The sequence below is a fragment of the Salegentibacter agarivorans genome, from assembly GCF_900113135.1.
In the GTDB taxonomy this organism is placed as follows: domain Bacteria; phylum Bacteroidota; class Bacteroidia; order Flavobacteriales; family Flavobacteriaceae; genus Salegentibacter; species Salegentibacter agarivorans.
Window position 1 is genome coordinate 26904 of record NZ_FOOH01000032.1, and the last position, 20130, is coordinate 47033.

Annotated in this window: 15 protein-coding genes and 1 riboswitch; of the genes, 9 read left to right on the forward strand and 6 right to left on the reverse strand. The window is 35.7% G+C overall.

Going from position 1 to position 20130, the window contains the following annotated elements:
- Positions 1–9 precede the first annotated feature (9 nt).
- Both BM084_RS17185 and BM084_RS17190 read left to right on the forward strand, forming a co-directional pair.
- A complete protein-coding gene (locus BM084_RS17185) occupies positions 10–2001 on the forward strand; it encodes a hypothetical protein (protein WP_093306277.1) in 1992 nt (663 codons plus the stop codon).
- Positions 2001–5990 carry a DUF2194 domain-containing protein gene (locus BM084_RS17190; RefSeq protein ID WP_093306279.1) on the forward strand — a complete coding sequence of 1330 codons (3990 nt, stop codon included), beginning with the start codon at positions 2001–2003 and terminating at the stop codon, positions 5988–5990. Before BM084_RS17185 ends, BM084_RS17190 begins: the two co-directional genes overlap by 1 nt.
- Here the strand turns inward: BM084_RS17190 and BM084_RS17195 are convergent.
- The 3 genes from BM084_RS17195 to BM084_RS17205 all read right to left on the reverse strand — a co-directional run bounded on the left by BM084_RS17195 (position 5987) and on the right by BM084_RS17205 (position 9147).
- Positions 5987–6781 (reverse strand): ABC transporter ATP-binding protein, encoded by a 795-nt coding sequence (locus tag BM084_RS17195; protein ID WP_093306280.1) that lies wholly within the window; start codon positions 6779–6781, stop codon positions 5987–5989. The genes BM084_RS17190 and BM084_RS17195 overlap by 4 nt on opposite strands.
- A gap of 2 nt (positions 6782–6783) precedes the next feature.
- Positions 6784–7815, reverse strand: coding sequence for a FecCD family ABC transporter permease (locus BM084_RS17200; protein WP_093306282.1), 1032 nt, complete (start codon positions 7813–7815; stop codon positions 6784–6786).
- A gap of 177 nt (positions 7816–7992) precedes the next feature.
- A complete protein-coding gene (locus BM084_RS17205) occupies positions 7993–9147 on the reverse strand; it encodes an ABC transporter substrate-binding protein (protein WP_093306284.1) in 1155 nt (384 codons plus the stop codon).
- A gap of 188 nt (positions 9148–9335) precedes the next feature.
- A riboswitch (cobalamin riboswitch) is annotated at positions 9336–9618 on the forward strand.
- Between the two features lie 34 nt (positions 9619–9652).
- Between BM084_RS17205 and BM084_RS17210 the strand changes: the two genes are divergently transcribed.
- Together BM084_RS17210 and BM084_RS17215 are read left to right on the forward strand one after the other, a co-directional pair.
- Complete coding sequence (locus tag BM084_RS17210) at positions 9653–11494, forward strand: TonB-dependent receptor plug domain-containing protein (RefSeq protein ID WP_093306286.1); 1842 nt, start codon at positions 9653–9655, stop codon at positions 11492–11494.
- Positions 11495–11578: 84 nt separating this feature from the next.
- Positions 11579–12670: a YncE family protein gene (locus tag BM084_RS17215; protein WP_093306288.1), complete on the forward strand. Its 1092-nt coding sequence runs from the start codon at positions 11579–11581 to the stop codon at positions 12668–12670.
- A gap of 87 nt (positions 12671–12757) precedes the next feature.
- Here BM084_RS17215 and BM084_RS17220 read toward each other — a convergent pair whose 3' ends face one another.
- Complete coding sequence (locus tag BM084_RS17220) at positions 12758–14242, reverse strand: S41 family peptidase (protein WP_093306292.1); 1485 nt, start codon at positions 14240–14242, stop codon at positions 12758–12760.
- 120 nt (positions 14243–14362) lie between these two features.
- Between BM084_RS17220 and BM084_RS17225 the strand changes: the two genes are divergently transcribed.
- From BM084_RS17225 to BM084_RS17240, 4 genes are read left to right on the forward strand one after another with little or no spacing between them, the layout of a single operon-like run.
- Entirely contained in the window at positions 14363–14878 is a 516-nt protein-coding gene (locus tag BM084_RS17225) for an RNA polymerase sigma factor (RefSeq protein ID WP_093306294.1), read from the forward strand.
- Positions 14859–15311: a hypothetical protein gene (locus BM084_RS17230; RefSeq protein WP_093306296.1), complete on the forward strand. Its 453-nt coding sequence runs from the start codon at positions 14859–14861 to the stop codon at positions 15309–15311. The genes BM084_RS17225 and BM084_RS17230 overlap by 20 nt, the downstream gene beginning before the upstream one ends.
- Position 15312: 1 nt before the next feature.
- The gene (locus BM084_RS17235) at positions 15313–15840 is read left to right on the forward strand and encodes a DUF4252 domain-containing protein (protein ID WP_075327101.1); all 528 of its coding nucleotides are present in this window, start codon (positions 15313–15315) and stop codon (positions 15838–15840) included.
- A gap of 22 nt (positions 15841–15862) precedes the next feature.
- Positions 15863–16408 carry a DUF4252 domain-containing protein gene (locus BM084_RS17240; protein ID WP_075327100.1) on the forward strand — a complete coding sequence of 182 codons (546 nt, stop codon included), beginning with the start codon at positions 15863–15865 and terminating at the stop codon, positions 16406–16408.
- A gap of 141 nt (positions 16409–16549) precedes the next feature.
- On the opposite strand, the gene purB is transcribed toward BM084_RS17240, so the two are convergent.
- On the reverse strand, positions 16550–17887 hold the full coding sequence (gene purB / locus BM084_RS17245; RefSeq protein WP_075327099.1) for an adenylosuccinate lyase: 1338 nt from the start codon (positions 17885–17887) through the stop codon (positions 16550–16552).
- A gap of 97 nt (positions 17888–17984) precedes the next feature.
- On the reverse strand, positions 17985–18671 hold the full coding sequence (locus BM084_RS17250; RefSeq protein WP_075327098.1) for an SIR2 family NAD-dependent protein deacylase: 687 nt from the start codon (positions 18669–18671) through the stop codon (positions 17985–17987).
- A 207-nt stretch (positions 18672–18878) separates the two neighbouring features.
- Between BM084_RS17250 and BM084_RS17255 the strand changes: the two genes are divergently transcribed.
- A complete protein-coding gene (locus BM084_RS17255; protein WP_075327097.1) occupies positions 18879–19733 on the forward strand; it encodes a CHRD domain-containing protein in 855 nt (284 codons plus the stop codon).
- The last annotated feature ends 397 nt before the right edge of the window (positions 19734–20130 follow it).

Below are 20130 nucleotides of genomic sequence, written 5' to 3' on the forward strand. Positions count from 1 at the left end.
TTAATTTATATGTTTTTAGAACCCTACCTATTAACCGGTCCGTTAAGAATCATCCTGTTATTTGTATTAATTTTATTAATACATAGAATTGTTTCTACACGAATTTCTGCACAATCTGCTTTAAATTTTCTGGTTCCTACTATTGCGCTTGTAATGGCAGCGGTATTACTAGGTGGTTTTATTTTAATACTAACCGGGATATTTGACATCTTTGTTATTATAAGCATTATAATTGGCCTGGCTGTTTTAGCCTTTATGAATCTTAATTTTAAGCAACCCTTAAAAGCTCAGTTACGTAAAATTTATACGCGTTCCCTTTTATATATTACTATTAAAATGGAAAAGGGACAGCGATTTCTGGATAGAGATAATATAATTAAACCAAAGCGTAAACATTCTGAACATGGCCTTTCTCAATATCATAGAAACTGGCAATTAGCCATAGGGCTTTTATTACCTGTGCTTACTTATATCTCGAGAAGTTCACTTTTTCAGGAAGATGTTTACACACTTTCCTCGAGTTGGTTTAGTAAGCTTAATTTTATAAATGGGATTTCTGCTAATACCTGGTTCTTTCAAACCGGGGAAATGATGGGAGATTATTTACTTATTAATTTATATGCAAAATTAACGCATATAACTAACGCCCAGGCTTTGCAATCTTTTGGATTATTAGAATCTGCATTGCTTTCTTTAATAATATACTGGCTAGTTTTTAAAATTTCACGAAAGCAAGCTCCGGGCATATTCGCGGGCTTAAGTTTTGCCCTTTTTTACGGATTCCTCCCCATTAATATTGATTTAATTGCTGAACATAAATCGGTTTTTACCGCTTTGATTATTGCTTTACCTACAATGTATTTTTGTATTTATCCGCAAAGTTTTAGTTACAGTAAAAAGGCGAAATTTTATTGGTTAATTACCTTGTTTAGCGCTATTCTTTTATTAGATCTTTTTGTGGGTGTATTACTTCTTCTTCCTTATTTGCTAGTACTTTTTATATTTAAACTTAAAGATAATTTAAAGCAAATCACTCAGGTTTTGCTGGCCTATTTCTTTTCGTTAGCCTTTATTGGAACAATATACGGCATCGCGGCTTTGCTTATAAAAGAAGATTTTGGCGCCTTTATTTTGTCTAACTTTTATTCTTTTGATACTTATACCTACAATCCTCATTTGGTTGCACCATTTAGAGACCTGATGGATTATTACCAAATAGCCGCTGTAGTTTTTCTGCTTATTGCTATTTATAATTATTTTAAAAAATCGCATAAATGGTTGGCCAGTCTGGTATTCCTCAGTTTTATCAATTTAATGTTCGGGATTTACCAATTAGATACTGGTCTTGTAGACCTGGATATTTTAAGTCAGGTGCTTTGCATATTTCTCCCCATATTTTTTGGGATAATTCTAAATGTAATGGTTAACCTCTTTTCTATTTTTAATTTTTCTCCTAAAGTTGGCATACGTCTGGAAGTAATAATAGGTAGCATAGTAATTACCGTGCTTACCATATTCACATTCCCTGGTGTAGCCACATTAAATTTTAAAGAAAATAAGACAGAAAATGTTGTTTTTAAAGCCTATTCAAAAATTCAATCTCAAAATTTACCATATTCCTATGCGGTTGTAAATGCTTTGCCATATTTCAGTTTTAGCAGAAACAGCCATTATTACTATAACTACGATTATTTTAATAATACCTATATAGAGCTGGACAGGAGATTCAACAGATATAAAAATAATTTCGAATACCTACAAAATAACCCAGATATTATTTTACCCGAAACGATGTATGTTTTTGTGTATAAAGACATACAGGAGGCTAACCAGGCTAAAAAAGCTATAGTAGAAAAGCAACGTAATTTAACCCTGGAAAGGCTGGAATTACTAAAAATGAAAGGGAGAAATGTGGATGTATATTATGAGGATAAAAATTTAGAGGTTTACCAAATAGAAAACAGGGAACGGGCCAGTAATATTAATGAACTATTATTTTGATGGAAAAATTTTTACCAACTAAAATATTTAAGGCTGTTTTTTTAGTGTTTTCTATTATTTTAATAGGATGCGAAAAAGATATTAAGAAGGAGGAGGTTAAGGAAGCCAGTCCCAAGGTGCAGTATGATAATTTTAGTGAGAACCCGTGGATAACTTACCTGGTAGAGCCGGGAAATGATTTAAGTTTTAGAAACAGCAATCATATTAGAAAAGCTCTTAATTATGCAAAAATCCCTTATAATGAAATTAATAGGTTTGATTTTAATGAAAAGCCAGAAGTAGGCAATGCAGTTAAAGTAATTGTGGTCTATGATCTGGAACCACTAAATCAAGATGCAATGAATTTTTTAATTGAATTTGTTGCTAAAGGAGGTCATATTTTTATTCCCTCGGTCGCTACCAATAAAAATTTTGGTTTTTTAGCAGGCGTAAGGGGAGATGCAGACTTTGAAATAGATACCATAGCCCAGGGTTTTAAATTTCAGTCCAGTTTTCTACCGGCTCTAAAAGGGAAAGTTTATAAAAACGAGAATAAACATTTTGGCCTGCAAACAGATAACTTTAAGGAAGATATAGAGATTCTGGCAACTTCAATTTCTGAAGAAGATTATCCTCTTATTATAAAAAATAAAATAGGGAATGGTTCGGTAATCACTTTTAATACCGATCAATATTCTCAGAAACAGGAGCGCGGACTTTTCTTTGCAGCAATTTTGCAGGGTTTAGAAGGGGTTCCTTATCCTGTGGCTAATGCTTCAAGCATAATGTTAGACGATTTTCCTGCGCCGCTTTATAACGTAAAGATGGAGCCGGTTACTTCAGAAATGGATATTAGTCAGGCGCGTTTTTATACTGAAGTTTGGTGGAAAGATATGCTTAAACTGGCCAGGGAAGAAGGTTTGGAATATTCTGCCTACGTATGTTTTGATTATTCTAATCGTACCTCGCCGCCATTTAATTTTCCCGAGTGGGAACAATCTGTATTAACAGGTTCTAATGGAGCGAATGCTGCCGACAGACTTATGGTTGATTTCAAAGATTCTAAACATGAGGTAGCTTTACATGGTTATAATCACGCTTCACTTACCGATGAAGTTTGGCCTAATCAAAATTATATGGGTTTAAGCCTTAAGGCGGTTAAAAAACGCTGGGCAGCGCGTAATTACGGTGAATTACCGGTTTCATATGTTCCACCTTCAAATATTATAGACAGCACCGGTTTTCTTGCTTTAGAAGAAAACATCCCCGAAATTATTTATAATGCCAGTATTTACCTGGGAAATTTTGAAGAAGGTGGCGATAGAGAATTTGACAGGGAGCCTTATAACGATCATTTTTTCAATTTTCCACGAATTACCAGCGGGTTTGCTTTAACCTCTACCAGGCAATTCAATCAGCAATCTTTATATTTATATACAGGCGTTTGGACGCATTTTATTCACCCCGATGATATTTACCAAATTCCCGGAGAAGAACCTCGGGAAAGTGCCGGTGATTATACTTTACGGAATATAAATTCTTATGGCTGGAGAGTTTCAGAAGATGGCTCACCGGGTTTGTTTCCACGATTTCGAAATTATATTAAAGATGTAAAGAATACTTTTCCTTTAATTCGATTTTTAAAAGTTTCTGAAGCAGCTAAGATTACTCAAAACTGGAGAGAAATTCCTTATAATTTTACTGAAAATGAGAGTGAAGTTGAAGTTACTGCCAGCATTCAAAATAGTGAGAACCAAAATTTCTGGTTTGCATATGTTTCAGAAAAAAATACTGCTGAAGCTGAAAATTTTATAAAAAATAAACAACTAAAATTTACAAAAACACCATTCTTAGACGGCTATCTTTTTAATATTCAAACACAGGACAAAAAAATAATTTTTCCAAAATTTAAAAATAATTTTTCTGAGGATTTTAGCAAAATCACTCAAAACTATGAATCTTACCTTTTAATAAAACCTTCAGAAGATTTAGGAGATATCCACAAAGAGATTAATGAATTAAAATCTAAAATTGCGAAGAACAATCATTATGAACGCGAAGATTGGTTAAAATTATTTCAATATTTAGGCTGGGAAAATCGCCAAATGGAGATTTGGCCGTTGCTGGAAAGAAAATACAGTGAAAATAAATCATCTGCTTACATAAACCTTTCTTCAGAATTTACCACTCAGAGTGATTATCCTGATTTGGAAACCAGGAAACGCTGGATGTTGAGACAAATAGAATTAAATCCAGAAAGCCTAAAGCTTAGAAGAGATTTTATAGGTTACTTTGGAAGCAATACAGAGGTACAATTAACAAAAGAAGAATTATTGAACCTAATAGAGAATACTGAAGTAGATGAGGAGCGCTCCAGCTATTTTTCACTGTTAAATGAGAAACATCCCGAAGCTGCATTTAATTTAGTGAAAAACATAGAGCACTGCCGTAAAGATTTTCGCTTTGCCGCTTCTACTATTTCCTGGATTTTCGCCGATGCTAAAAAATACAATGAGGCCATTAAATGGTCTAAGTGTAGTGACGATATAGCGGAAAGCGCAATAGATAACTGGCGGGTACAAACCGGGGAATATGAGTTTTTAAAAGAAAAGAACTTTCCGCTTTTTATAGAATATCTTATTGCCGATAATGATAAAAAAGCGGCGCAAAAACTTTTGGAGATAGAAGCTTGCCGGGAAGATTTAAAGCATTTGGCTACGACTATTGCCTATACTTATAGCGACCAGGGAAGTTATAGAAAAGCGCTGGAATGGTCTTCTTGCGTGCCAAATTTCCCTGTAGTAGAAAGGATGCAATGGTTTTATTCGTTGGAAAATTTCAGTGAAGTAGAGCGTTTGTATGCTAATTATACTAAAAAAGATAATCCAAAGGAAAAAGAAGCTATTCAGGTTTTTATGACCGAATATTATTTGGGTCGTAGCGAAATGCTGAAAGCCTGGAACCTTGCCTCTCAACTGCCAGAATCAAGTAATAAAGAGCGTTTACGAAGGCAATTGAATAATACCGTGGTTTACCTTAATCCTGAAGAAAAAAGACAGCTTTTAAAAGAATATCCTTCACTTTTTTATCCTGAAGTAGCTTCTAAAATAGAGCAGAATCTTAGAATAACACAGGGCGATTTTGTACAAATAGGGAGTAATATTATTAGCGATAGGTTAGATCCAACTTCTGTAGGTTTAGAAGCGGTTTATGGCACTCGAGATAAGAAGTTCAATGAGCATCAATTTGGGTTAAGCCGCTATAATGCATATGCAATTCCATTTCAGGGTGAATTTGAAAATAATGGAGATATGGAGCTATACGGACTGGTTTACAGGTTTAAAACCAGGGAAAGAATAGAAAAATTTAATTTTGGATTTGGAAGTCGTCTTGAGTTTAACGAAGCAGGAAAAGCTTATCTTCATTTGGAAGCTTCGGCGTCAATTGCAAAAGATAGTTTATATAGTTCTTTTCAGTTTTTTAGAAAACCCGCTATCACCGGCCCCGCGTATATCCTGGACATTTATCAAACGCAATTAAATGTTTATGAAGAACTTCAGTTTAAAGAGAAATTCCAGGCGGTTTTTTATATAGAAGGAAACCATTATGACGACGAAGATGTGATGGATGTACAGGCGCTTACCAGTTTATCTATGAATCTTAGACTGAATAAAATGGCGAAATTTAGACCTTATACCGAATTATCTGGAATGCTGGGTAATTCAAACAGGTCTAATGGCTTTCCATACTGGACTTTAGATGAACGTTTTTATGGTGGTTTAGGGTTGGCTTACGAATATGTAAATGAAAATAACTTCTGGAAAATTAATCTAGATGCCGGATATTTTCTGGATACGTTTTCAGATGAATTTCAGCGGTATCGTGGGATTGTGGTATGGCCAGTCACGAAGTATCTTCATCTTAATACCCAGGCCGAATTCTATACGCTTAAAAACTTTTATTCCAACAACTTTACCTTCGGTCTAAAATATTTTCTAAAAGATAATTAAGGATTAATTTTAAATGAGGCTGAAGCTTTATCAAAAACGATCAAGCCTTCTGGAAAAACAGTAGCAAATGCTCCAGATTCCAATAATTCTTTAGGGGAACCGGTGGTCACGCTATTATTTTGCATGAGAATAATTTTATCGCAAAGCTGGATGGCCAAATTGATTTCGTGGGAAGCAAAAACTATAGCTTTATTGGTTTTTCGGGTGAGTTTTTTGAGCAGTTTTAGTACATATGCTTTATGGTAAAGATCTAAATGGGTGGTAGGTTCATCCAGGATAACCAGAGGCGTATTTTGTGCAATGGCGCGTGCAATTAAAACTTTTTGTAGCTGGCCGTCACTCAATTCGTAGCACTTTTTGTTTTGTAAATCTTCGATTCCTACATTTTGCAAAGATTTCTTGATTTGCCGTAAATCGGTTTTGCTTAACCTGCCAATCCAATTGGTATAGGGTTGTCGGCCAAGTGCCACGAGCTCGAAAACACTTAAGTTTTTAGAAATAGGTTGTTCGGTGAGTACGAGACTCACTAAAGATGCCAGCTCCAAAGAACCTATCTGCTGAATTTGTTCATTTTTAACCAGAACTTTTCCCTCTAGCGCATCCTGAACACCACTTAGGGTTCGTAAAAATGTAGATTTTCCGACTCCATTAACACCAATAACAGCAACCAGTTCTCCTTCGTGAACTTCAATATTAATAGCTTCAGTAATAATCGTTTTCTCGGTTTTATTACTGTACCCGATATCAAGACCAATGGTTTTAAGAATGCTATGTTTTTTAGGTTGGTTCAACTTCAGAATAAAAATTTACGTTTACGCACCAAGAGCCAGATTACCACCGGCGCGCCAATTAACGAAGTTATGGCATTTATAGGTAAAGTGTATTCCTGTCCCGGCATTTGTGCCGCAATATCGCAAATAAGCATGAGCGCCGCACCACCTAAAATAACTGCTGGCACTAAAATGCTATGATTATTTACAGGAATTATTTGCCTAATTAAATGCGGAACTGCTAAACCTACAAATGCAATTGGCCCTGCAAAAGCAGTAATGCTTCCGGCAAGTAAACTGGTGGCTATAATGATGATTAAACGGTTTTTTTGAATACTTACCCCAAGGCTTTTAGCATATTGTTCGCCAAGCAACAAAGTGTTGAGGTTTTTAATACAGGAAATGGCTAAAATTATTCCCACAAACCAAAACATGGCGAGAATTCCCACCTCGTTCCAGGAAAGATCACCCAAACTTCCAAAAGACCAAAATACATATTGCTGAAGCTGTGCCGCGGGACTAAAATAGGAAAGAACGCTAACCACTGCCGCGGTTAAACTGGCAAACATTAAACCTATAATAAGAATTGCCATAGTATCTCGAAGCCGGAGGGAAGCCAGCATAACAGCAATTAATACTAATAAACTTCCCAGGCTGGAAGCAATTACCAAGCTCCATTTGGAAAGTAAAATTCCAGCAAAAGCACCTCCAAAAACTGAAGCACCCATAATAACGATTGCCACACCCAAACTGGCACCGCTACTTAAGCCTAAAACATACGGTCCAGCTAAGGGGTTACGAAATAAAGTCTGCATTAACAGTCCGCTAATGGCGAGTCCAGAGCCGGTTATTATTGCTGTAATAGCTTTAGGTAAGCGGTATTCCACTACAATATATCGCCAGGTTTCTTTTGAAACTTCTAAATTAAAGATTGAAGCAAAAACATCTTTAAAAGGAATATTGACTGAGCCCAAACTAATATTTAAAAAAACCAGGATAATTACTCCTATAAAAAGGAGTAGAAGTGGAAGTACATATTTTTGGGACTGCAACAAGGCTGGTGATTTATTTCGGTGTAAATATCTGAAATAAATTGAGTAGATAAAATTAATGAAGAACGATAATGGGATTTTACTCGATAATCTAGATTTAATTGATCCGGAATTTGTTTCGAAATCAAGCTATATTTAGAAGGATAGTCCACTAAGTTTTTTAGAACCAAATCTCCATAATTATTCTTCCAAAGCCTTAAAAAACCTGTTTTCATAATCTCCCAATAGCTCTGGATGAAAAATGGATACCAGATCTTTTAATACCAAATCTGGACGTTGCGGGCCTAATTCAAAATAAAGTACACCCCCTGTTTCTCCTTTGGTTAGGCTTACGCTGTAGACATTTTTATTCTGTACTGCTTCAAACTGTTCATAATGTTGCGATTCTTTTAAAAGTTGGGTATAAGAAGTGTATTGTCCTGCACTAATCCAATAATCGGCATCCTGGGCTTTGTCTAACACATTTTCAAAAGATAAAGCCATACTTCCATTCCCTTGAGTATCGGCATAGACATAATTTGCATTGGCATCTTTAATAAATTGGGCTTGCCACGAATTTCCGTGGGGTAAATACCACTGGTCTTTATACATAGCGCCGCTTAATACTTTAGGCGTTTCTGCTGCCGACTTTGCTAATTCTTTGGCTTCAGTATAATCGGTTTCTATTTTATTAAAAATCTTTTCAGCTTCATCTAATTTATTATAAAAAACGCCAAAGAATTTAATCCATTCCGCCTTTCCCAGCGGAGTTTTTTCGGTCCAGTCGCCATTGTACATCACCGGAATTCCGGTTTTTTGAATGGTTTCAAATGTTTTATTGTTTCCGTCAATTGCAAAACCAATCACCACTTCTGGATCCAGATCAATAAGAACCTCGGTATTTATATTTTTATTTTTCCCCAGCTCTTTAATTTTTCCTGAATTAATCAATTTCCTGGTTTTTTCTGAAGAAATATAATCGAGACCTGGAAATCCTTTTAAGCTGTTTTCTTCATTTAAAGCTTCCAAAGCCGGAATATGCGTGGTAGAAGTCACCACCATTTTTTCTATCGGAATTTGCACTTTTTGGTCATAATCTAAACCGGAAGGAATTTCAGTATTTTCTTTAGTTAATAAATAGGTAAAAGCTTTATCGACATCGGGCCAGGCGGTTTCTATTTTTAAAATATAATAATCTCCAAAATCATTGATGCTGAAATTAGTAGCGTGTTTTAAATCAACTGAATCTTGAGGTGTTTCTGAAGCAATATTTTTATCTTTTTGCTCGTTTTTACAGGCGGAAAATACTAGAAAAAGGAGTAGAAGATTAAGTGCTTTTACAGTCTTTATTTTCATTTTATGGTAGTTTAAAGGAATTGAATTTATATAATGCTATCTTCTTTTAGCCCCCTAAATAAATTACGGGGCAAGCTCTGAAACAAGTTAAGGATGACGAAAACTTTTATATAGAATATTTATAATTAGGAATTTTCAAAAGTAAGATTATTTAGAATTTAATGGTCGCAACTAAAATAAATGTTTAATTTCGCATTGAAATTTTTGGTTCGGATGTGTTTTTCACGCCGATTAAAAGGGAATCAGGAAAAGTATGATTTTGGAAGTACAAAATATGAAGCACGAAGTTTTCTTCGTATTTCAAACTTCTACCATTTAACTTTATTAAGCCTGAGCTGTTCCCGCAACTGTAAGCTAAGTCCCGAAAGGGATGCTTGTTGTTATCACTTCAAAAACCACTGTTCTTATTTGGAATGGGAAGGTAAACAACAAGACGCGAGCCAGGAGACCTGCCAAAATATAACCAATAAATTCTTAGACTTTCGGGATAAAAGTCAGAGTGCAGATGAAAATAACGCGATTTTACATTCTATTCCTTGGCCTGCTATGCAGTTTGCCTGTATTTGCTCAAAACGATACAATTAACGTTTTAGACGAAGTATTTTTGACAGATATCAAGCTGAAAGACTTTTCTACCGGCCAACAGGTTACCGTTTTAAACGATTCAGTTTTAAAGAAAAACGGGGCGCTGCTTACTTCAGCATTAAATTTCAACACCAATATCTATTTTAAAGAGAATGGACTGGGAATGGTTTCCTCACCTTCCTTCCGCGGAACAACAGCCTCACAAACAGCGGTTTTATGGAACGGGATTAATATAAATTCACAATTTAACGGCCAAACCGATTTTAATGCTCTAAACGCAGGCGGATTTGATAATATTAGTGTTCGTGGTGGCGGCGGAAGTGTAGTTTATGGTACCGGAGCCATTGGAGGAACCGTTCATTTAAATACCAATCTTGATTTTACCGGAAAAACAAAGCAGGATATTTTCTTTCAATATGGCAGTTTTAATACCCTCGATGCCCGGTATAAAATAAAGACTTCAAGAAAAAAATGGAGTTTAAGTCTTGCTGCGGCTAGAAATTCATCAGATAATGATTATGAATGGCCCATTGAAGACAGAAAGAACGAGAATGGGGAGTTCTACAATAGCAATTTAAATCTTGGATTCGCGTATCGGTTAAATGAAAAAAACACTTTAAAATTTTATAGTGAAATTTTTGATGGGGAGCGGCATTTCTCCCTGATTCGCCCGTCAGAAACCAAAACAAAATACCAGAATTTTGATACCCGAAATTTATTGGAATGGGTAGGAGAGTTTGGTGATTTTATTTCGGTTGCAAGGTTAGCCCATCTAAATGAAAATTATAAGTTCTACGGGAATATTACTGAAAATCAATCTTCCTCTGGCAAAGCGCAAATCTTGATTGGCAAATACGATTTAAATTATTCAATTTCAAAAACTTTAGAGCTAAATGCTGTACTCACGAACACGTACACCGATGGTAGCGGCTCTGGAATTACCGAAAATATCCGAAATATATTTTCTTCGGCATTCTTAATGAAGCATAGGCCATTTCAAAAATTTCAATATGAATTGGGAATCAGAAAAGAGATAACCGAAAATTATGAAAGTCCGTTACTATTTTCTGCAGGAACACATTATGATTTTACCGATTTCTATAGTCTAAAAATGAATATTTCCAGAAATTTTAGAATTCCCACTTACAACGATCTTTACTGGGCCGGTGCCGGTAATCTTAATTTACGCCCCGAAACTTCTAACCAGGTTGAGCTTGGAAACCATTTTAAACATAGAAACCTGAAGTTTAGTCTAACCGGTTATTATATTAAAATTGATGATATGATACGCTGGTTACCTTCCAGTAATAATATTTGGCGTCCAAGAAATGAAGAAAAGGTAGAAACCTACGGTATTGAGGTTTTGGCAGGCTGGGGAAAAGAGATTTTTAAAGATCACCAAATTAGCGCCTCTGGTACTTATGCCTATACGGTTTCAGAAAATATGAATAAGGGATACCAACTTATTTATGTACCGTTTCATAAAGCCACAGGTGCACTTACTTATGCTTTTAAAGATTTCAGTATAGATTATCAGCTTTTATATAACGGAGAGATTTTTACCAGATCTGATAATAATTCCCGCTATAATATGGATGCTTATACGGTTTCAAACCTTGGAATTTCATATGATTTGGGAAAAACAAGTACTTACAAGATTGGAGCGAGGGTGCTCAATATTTTAAACGAAGAATATCAAAGTGTAGAAAACCGGTGGATGCCCGGCAGAAACTTTAATATATACCTAAACCTTAATTTTTAACCAGCATGGTGCTGGAAGCAAATATTCTTAAAATCAGATTTTTAAACTGCTTATTTGCTCCGCTCTTTGCTAAAATTCTAACCAATGAAAAGAATTAGTAAACTATTAACTATGGCCGTGATAAGTGGCTTATTTTTGAATTCCTGTAGCAGCGATGACGATGTTGTGGATCCTGAAATAGAGCAACCTGAAAGCACCTATGCAGATGGATTGTTTGTGCTTAATGAAGGTGGTTTCGGTAACAATAATAGTTCAATATCATATATTGATAATGATTTTTCTAATCTAGAATCCGATATATTTTCTACAGTAAATGGTTCTTCTCTGGGAGATACAGGGCAGAGTCTCACATTGGATGATAATTATGCATATATCGTTATGAATGTTTCCAATATAGTTCAAATTGTTGATCGGTATACTTTTGAGCACATTCATACAATTGAGGAGGGATTAAGTAATCCACGGTATCTTACTTTGGTAGACGAGAAGATATATGTTACCAATTGGGGAGATGCCTCTAATGATACAGATGATTATATCGCTATATATAATGCAAGTACCTATGAATCTACTGGAACAATTAGTGTAGGAGAAGGGCCTGAAAAGATTATTAATGATAATAATAAACTATATGTAGCTTTACAGGGCGGCTATAATTATAATAATAAGATTGTGATTATAGATCCTATTTCCAATACTGTGGAAGTAAGTATAGAAATTGGTGATTCTCCTAATGCAATAGAGATATCAGATGGCTTCTTGTGGGTAATGTCTGGAGGAGTACCCGGTTATGCTCAAGGAGTTGGTGAAACAGCTGGCAGTATTTCTAAAATAGACTTATCAAATAATGAAATAACAGAAGAGTTGATTTTTCCAAATACCACAGATCATCCTTCAAATTTTGAAATTGAAGATGATACTATTTATTATACTCTCAATGGATCTGTTTACTCTATGGAAGAATCTGCTACAGAGTTACCTGAGGAGAGTCTTTTTACTTTTACTGATATTACTTCTTTTTACGGATTTGAAATCGAGGATGGATATTTATATACTGGCGATGCAGGAGATTATAGCTCAAATGGTGTGGTAAGAATATATAATTTTGAAGGAGAAATAATTTCACAATTTGATTCCGGAGGCGTAAGCCCAAACGGTTTCTACTTTACCGATTAAAAACTGTTTTTTTGTTTATTCAAATTTGAATAAAAAAGCCCCGTTTCACAACTGAATCGGGGCTTTGCATTAAATATACTTTTAAAATTACTGCTTAAATTCAGCAGCTTTTTTCCTTATTTCTTCAGGAATTTCGTCTATATACATTCTTTGGTAATCTACATCAGTCTCACCACGTTCACCAATTTTAGTAAATCTTGAATCGTAAGATGTAGCGGGAATTGCCATTCTGTTACCGGTAATATCAGCAAGAGCAGCAGCAAGTAAAGTTTCTACAGGTGTCCCCAATTCTATTAGGTTCGTAATATCTTCTTCAGTTTCAATATCCGGAATTAAACCTTCTTCAGAATAGGCATCTTCATTCGCATTAACAGATTCATAAATTAATGGCTGAATCACATATTTATGATTTGGGTTTCTATTTTGTCTGTCCCAATCAGGAGAATCATATAAAGGGGCAGCAGCCTGAAATTTTCCAACCGTATTGCTTCCCACGTGTACTACCTCTATATAAGGAGCAAGACCATTTATTACTAACTCGCTGGCAGAAGCCGTGGAAGCCGTACCAATAATATAAACCTTGCTAAGGTTTAAGCTATTGATCATTTCGCCAGTTCTAATCTTATCGTTGAATCTATCTACTAATCGATCTTCAGATAATTGAGACTGTAAGAAATTGTTCCAGCTTTGTTTAGAGAAAATTTCACCGTTAAACTGCCCGGTAATCATACTGGAAAGATCTACCGCACTTTCTACAGAACCACCACCGTTGTACCTAAGATCTAAAACCAGTTCATCTATACCTTCAGCTTTTAAATCTCCAAAAGCAGCATTTAGTTCATCATCAAAATCGGCGGTAAAACTATTATACATAATGTAGCCAACACTTATTCCATCTACTTCTACTACTTTAGATAAAAGAACCGGATTTTCGGTAATTTCTATTCTGTTTAGTGCTATGGTTTCATCGGTATTACTAATAATATTATCGTTAATTTCAGCTACTGTAATTTCATAGCCATCTCTCCCCAAAAGAGATTGATAATTATCAAGGTTCATAGTTTCCCCATCAATATCGGTAAAAAGAGTACCACGAGTAACGCCGGCTTCATCGGCAGGACTATTTGGTATTACATATCGTACATAGGCTAAAACCCCATTACTTCCAAATCTTACCAATCCATAATCCATTCCGGTTGTAGTTTGAATTCCAGCTTGATTATTTTCCAAAATAGTATAATCATCAATAATAAAGCTAAAACGATCTTTTGGCGCAGGAACTTTTAATCCGTTATTAAAAAGATCTTCGGGAGAATCAAAACTAGCCAGCCATTCATTTTTATCGGCTTCAGAATCAAAATAATTCTCACCTAATTCTGGAACATCGGCTTCATATACATAGTAGATGCTCATTGCATCATATAAATAATTTTCGATTTCTAAATTAGGAGTTTCCCCGGGCTTATCGCCTCCTGGTTCAACCGGGAAGCGTTCGTCATTGTCATCTTTGGAGCAACTGCTCAAGACTCCTGTAGCCAGGAATAAAAGTAAAATTAGTTTATTAATCTTCATAAATTTAAGTTTGTTTTAGATTGCTAAAAATACCCACATTAAATTAAATTCAAAATCCTATTGTAACAAATATTACCGCTAATCGTTTTAAAGGTAAGAAGGTTATTAAACCAACCATACATGAGACAACAAGCCTTCCTGGAAAAAATTAACCCGGTGAAAGATAAAATGTACCGGCTTGCATTGAGACTGCTTATTTCTAAAGAAGCTGCCGAAGATGCTACCCAGGAAGTAATCTATAAACTATGGGCTCGCAAAGATAAACTCAAGGATTATACCAATGTTGAAGCTTTTGCAATGACAACAACAAAAAACTATTGTTTAGATGAGTTAAAAGCAAAAAAGAATAATAATTTAAGAATTGTTCATCAGAATTATGAGAATAATTCAATTTCGCTCCAAACAGAACTGGAGGTTAAAGATGAAATGCTGTGGATAAACCAAATTTTAAATGAGTTGCCAGAACAGCAAAAAATTGTTTTTCAGCTTAGGGATATTGAGCAACTGGAGTTTGAAGAAATTATAGAAATCACTAAAATGAAGTCTACCGCTATTAGGGTAGCCTTATCTAGAGCTAGAAAAAAAATAAGAGAAAGCTTAACAAACAAGCATAATTATGGAATTACAAAAGATTAGAGAATTACTGGAAAAATATGATGCCGGTGAAACATCTCTGGCTGAAGAAAATGCACTTCGAGAATATTTTCAAAAAAATGAGGTGCCAGCCGATTTAAAAAGTTATGGGTTATTATTTTCTTTTTCAGAAAAAAACAAAACACAAAAAATGCAACGGGAAGTAGAACTTCCATCGCAAGCAAAGGGGAATAAATACCTTTGGACAGCCATAGCGGCAAGTATTATTGTAATAGTGGGACTTTTCTTTTTTCAGAATAAACCTATGGAAATGAATCATAGCGATCTTGGTACGGTTCAGGATAAAGAGGAGGCTTTGCAAAAAAGCATGGAAGCTTTAAAAATGGTTTCCGAATTAATGAATGAAGGGAAAGAAGACCTTATATACCTAAAAGAATTTAATAACACCAAAGATAAATTTATAAAAACCGAATAATATGAAAAAGATAGCAATAGTTATTATTATTGGCCTTTTACCAGTAATAACGCAAGCCCAGTCGTTTGCCAAGTACGAAAATATGAAGGATGTTGATGCGATGGTAATGACCAGCAAGATGTTTAAAATGCTTGCTAAAGTAGATTTAAGCGAAGATAACCCAGAAGCCAGGGAATACCTGAAACTCATTGAAAACCTTGATGAGATTAAAATGTTTACCAGCACCACGGCTTCAGTGAGAAATGAAATGCAAAAAGATGTTGAGCGTTATTTAAACTCAAATTCTTTAGAGCAGTTAATGCGAGTAAACGAAGACGGGAAAAATATTCGGTTTTATTCTAAAGGAGGAAAAAACGATAATTATGTAAGTGAGCTGTTTATGTTTATGGAAGGTGAAAAAGAAGGTGAACTAATTTCTGTGATTTTGAGTATCACGGGAGAAATAGACCTTTCGCAATTATCCCGCTTAACATCAGACCTTAAAATACCAGGTGCTGAAGAGCTTAAAAATGTAGAAAATAAATCTTAGATCAACTTAAAATCAATATAAAATGAAATCAATAAAAATTTTAGGCTTGGCACTGGCGGCTGCAGCTTTTGTTTCGTGTGCGAACGAGCCGAGTTTGCAGGAGTATTATGTAGAAAATCAGCAGGACAATAAGTTCATTGCTTTAGATGTACCTACCAGTATGTTTACCAACGCTGATGCCCTGGATGAAAATCAAAGAACTACGCTGGAAAGTGTGAAGAAAATTAATGTTTTGGCTTTGCCGGTTAAAGAAAGCAAAGAGGAATATGAAGCCGAAAAAGCTAAACTAAGTAGCATTTTGCAGGATAAAAAGTACCAGCTATTAATGAAATATGGCTCAAACGATCGTAAGGCAGAAATTTATTTTACCGGAGACGAAGAGGCCATAGACGAAATTATTGTTTACGGGTATGATGATACCAAAGGAGTGGGAGTAGCTCGGGTATTAGGTGAAGATATGAATCCGAAGAAATTGATGGAACTTATGAAATCGCTTGAAAAAGGAGACGTAGATGTAGACGGTTTAAAAGGAATTACCGGTATGTTTAAAACAGAAATTGAAGAATAGTTTTTTAGTTGAATTTATTGAAGAGGTTGTTTGAAAAGAATCGTCAATCTGAACTCGTTTCAGATTCTAAGTTCATTAGAATTAGACCCTGAAACGAGTTCAGGGTGACGTGGGAAAATTCTCAAACAACCTCTTTTTAATTTATATCCCCGTATAATTTTGCGGGGTTATTTTTTTAAGTTCCTCTTTTACTGCATCAGAAACCTCTAAGGTTTCAATAAAATCGGCGATACTCTTTTTATTGATCTTTTCGTTAGTTCTGGTAAGACCTTTAAGCGTTTCATATGGATTTTTAAATCCTTCGCGGCGTAATATAGTTTGAATAGCTTCAGCAACAACCGCCCAATTAGCTTCAAGATCAGCATTTAGTTTTTCTTCATTCAGCAATAATTTATCCAGTCCTTTTAATGTACTTTTAAACGCGATGCTGGTGTGGCCCATAGGTACACCAATATTTCTTAGTACCGTGCTATCGGTAAGATCTCTTTGCAGCCGGCTAAGCGGTAATTTTGCTGAAAGATGCTCAAAAATAGCGTTAGCTATTCCTAAATTTCCTTCACTGTTTTCAAAATCTATAGGATTCACCTTATGCGGCATTGCCGAAGAACCTATTTCACCTTTTTTAATTTTCTGCTTAAAATAATCCATAGAAACATAGGTCCAGATATCACGATCTAAATCTATTAAAATCGTGTTTATTCTTTTTAAGCCATCAAACAGCCCAGCCATATGATCGTAATGCTCAATTTGCGTGGTTGGGAAAGAATGGTGCAACCCTAGTTTTTGCTGGACAAAATTAGTTCCAAATTCTTTCCAGTCGGTATTTGGGTAAGCCACTTTATGAGCGTTAAAGTTACCAGTGGCTCCGCCAAATTTGGCGGCGTGTGGAACTTTATTTAAAAGATCTAATTGAGCTTCTAAACGGGTGATAAAAACTTCTATTTCTTTACCTAAACGAGTAGGGGAAGCCGGCTGCCCGTGAGTTCTTGCCAGTAACGGAACATTTGCCCAATCCTGGGAGAGCTGCGTGAGTTTAGAAATTATTTGTTCTATTTCAGGAATATACTCGGCTTCAATTGCATCTTTTAAACTTAATGGAACCGCGGTATTATTGATGTCCTGTGAGGTTAATCCAAAATGGATAAATTCTTTATGAGCTTCCAGGCCTAGTTCATCAAACTTGTTTTTTATAAGATATTCTACCGCCTTTACATCGTGATTGGTAGTTTTTTCAATCTCTTTTACCGCCTGTGCATCAATCGTAGTGAAGTTTTCATAAATGGCGCGCAAATCACTAAAAACCGAATGATCTACATCTTTAAGCTGGGGTAGTGGTAATTCGCAAAGCGCAATAAAATATTCAACTTCAACCTTTACACGATATTTTATTAGGGCTTCTTCGCTAAAATACTGCGAGAGCTGTTTGGTTTTGGAATGATATCTTCCATCTATTGGAGAAATGGCGGTTAGCGGTGTCATGTATTTGATTTAGAAATTAAAAGCCGTAAATATACTGCTTCCAAATAATCTTTAAAACCGCTGTAGCATTTCTTTTTCTATGAATAGTATGAAATTTTTATGCTGAATTCTTTAATTCCTTTACCAGCTGAGGAACGCCAATGGAAGCTTTTTCTGCAATAATATGAAGATTCCCTTTTTCCTGAATATTAGGTTTCGGGTCTATAAAATAAATGGGAATTCCTTCGGGAGCAAAATCTACCAGGCCTGCTGCCGGGTACACCTGCATTGAGGTTCCTATAATCATAAGTATTTCTGCTTCAGCAACAATTTTCATAGCTTTCTCAAACATAGGCACTGCTTCTCCAAACCAAACAACGTGGGGTCTGAGCTGATAGTTAAATTCACAGAAATCTCCGGGGTTTATATCCTGTTTCCAATCGAGTACAAGATTTTCATTAAAAGTACTTCTGGCTTTCAATAGCTCGCCGTGCAAATGGGTAACTTTTGTACTGCCGGCCCTTTCGTGAAGATCATCTATATTTTGAGTAATTATTTCTACGTCAAATTCTTTTTCAAGTTCAACCAGTGCAGTATGCGCAGCATTAGGATCTACCGTTAATAATTGCCGGCGCCTTTTATTGTAAAAATCTAAAACTAATTCCTGGTTCTTTTTCCACCCAATTGGTGAGGCTACTTCCATAACATCGTGGCCTTCCCACAAGCCATCAACGTCCCGAAAGGTTTGAATACCACTTTCTGCACTAACTCCCGCGCCTGTAAGAATTACTATTTTCTTTTGCATACTTTGGGTTTAGGTTATTAATTCTAAGGTAGTGTTAATCTCAAATAATTAAAAATGTTAAAGGTTGATTATTATATCACTGAAGCTCAGTATATTATTTAAAATACTACGTTAAAATATTCAAAACACCTTAAATATGACGCAACCTTTTACTGTTATTCGTATCTCTAAAGAGAATGATTAATAACCCAAAAATTAAAATTTGAAATGAAAAAATTAGCATTTGCTTTAATGATGGTCGCAGGATTCACAAGTTGTGATAGTGACGATGATGGCGTAGACACTCCAGATTTTGAAGGAGAAACAAAAGAGTACACACTTAATGAAATGAGTGATTCTGGCGTTAGCGGGACTGTTACTTTTATAGAAAATGAAGATGGAAGCGCTACCGTAGAATTTGATCTTGAAGGTACTCCAGACGATGGAATGCACCCAGCTCATATTCACATGGGAACTGCTGCTGAAACTGGAGATATTGCTGTTACTTTTACTCCTATTGATGGAGCTACAGGGATGAGTACTACTGAAGTATCAGCTTTGGATAATGGCACCGATATTACTTATGAAGAACTGGTTACCTATGACGGGTATATCAATGTTCACCTAAGTGAGGAGGAATTAGATACTATTGTAGCTCAAACCGATATTGGTGAAAATGAACTTACTGGAGAGTCTGTGAGTTATGATCTTGAGGAAAGAGATATTCCGGGTGTAAGTGGTGTAGCTATTTTTGAAGAACGTGAAAATGGTGAAACTCTAGTAACTTTAGATCTTGAAGGAACTGAAGAAGGTGGAGAGCACCCAGCTCACATTCACATGGGATCTATCGATGATGCTCCTGGAGCTATCGCAATTACTTTTACTCCTGTTAATGGAGCTACTGGTACGAGTATGACTAATGTTAGTATGACCGATGGTTCTGATGAAGTAGAAGCAGTAGCAATTACTTATGAAGAATTGCTAACTTATGATGGTTACATTAATGTACACAAAAGTGCTGAAGAACTAGACGTTCTAGCTGCACAGGGAAATATGGGAGCGAACGCTTCTTCTGAAGAGTAATCTCTAATAATATTTCTTAATTTAAAAGCCTGGCATTAAGTCGGGTTTTTTAGTGTGCGCCGTGCATGGCGTATCACTTGACGGTGCAAGTCCGTTATGAGGGTTTATAGCTACCTATCATTAGCCAAAGGCAAGGGTGTCCACCGCGAGGTGGAATCTGAAGGAAGCCGGCGGCAAAGTTCCGGTCCGAGGAACACGAACATCATATGAGGCATATCTGATCTGGATGAGCTTGCACTACAAAGCGAAATCCTAAAGCTATACGGAGATCAGGGTGTAAATGATGCGGATATATGGAATGAAAGTGATACGTCTTACCGCGGGAGATCTCACAGACATAGGCGAAACAGCGTATGAACCTATGGTTGAAACAAGATTTACTGTGAGAGGTCAGCTG

Excerpts from the sequence above, each read along its gene's own strand:
- BM084_RS17185 (WP_093306277.1), top strand. The coding sequence starts at position 10 with ATGTTTTTAGAACCCTACCTATTAACCGGTCCGTTAAGAATCATCCTG.
- BM084_RS17190 (WP_093306279.1), top strand. The coding sequence starts at position 2,001 with ATGGAAAAATTTTTACCAACTAAAATATTTAAGGCTGTTTTTTTAGTG.
- BM084_RS17205 (WP_093306284.1), bottom strand. The coding sequence starts at position 9,147 with ATGAAAATAAAGACTGTAAAAGCACTTAATCTTCTACTCCTTTTTCTA.
- BM084_RS17210 (WP_093306286.1), top strand. The coding sequence starts at position 9,653 with ATGAAAATAACGCGATTTTACATTCTATTCCTTGGCCTGCTATGCAGT.
- BM084_RS17215 (WP_093306288.1), top strand. The coding sequence starts at position 11,579 with ATGAAAAGAATTAGTAAACTATTAACTATGGCCGTGATAAGTGGCTTA.
- BM084_RS17220 (WP_093306292.1), bottom strand. The coding sequence starts at position 14,242 with ATGAAGATTAATAAACTAATTTTACTTTTATTCCTGGCTACAGGAGTC.
- BM084_RS17225 (WP_093306294.1), top strand. The coding sequence starts at position 14,363 with ATGAGACAACAAGCCTTCCTGGAAAAAATTAACCCGGTGAAAGATAAA.
- BM084_RS17230 (WP_093306296.1), top strand. The coding sequence starts at position 14,859 with ATGGAATTACAAAAGATTAGAGAATTACTGGAAAAATATGATGCCGGT.
- BM084_RS17235 (WP_075327101.1), top strand. The coding sequence starts at position 15,313 with ATGAAAAAGATAGCAATAGTTATTATTATTGGCCTTTTACCAGTAATA.
- BM084_RS17240 (WP_075327100.1), top strand. The coding sequence starts at position 15,863 with ATGAAATCAATAAAAATTTTAGGCTTGGCACTGGCGGCTGCAGCTTTT.
- purB (WP_075327099.1), bottom strand. The coding sequence starts at position 17,887 with ATGACACCGCTAACCGCCATTTCTCCAATAGATGGAAGATATCATTCC.
- BM084_RS17250 (WP_075327098.1), bottom strand. The coding sequence starts at position 18,671 with ATGCAAAAGAAAATAGTAATTCTTACAGGCGCGGGAGTTAGTGCAGAA.
- BM084_RS17255 (WP_075327097.1), top strand. The coding sequence starts at position 18,879 with ATGAAAAAATTAGCATTTGCTTTAATGATGGTCGCAGGATTCACAAGT.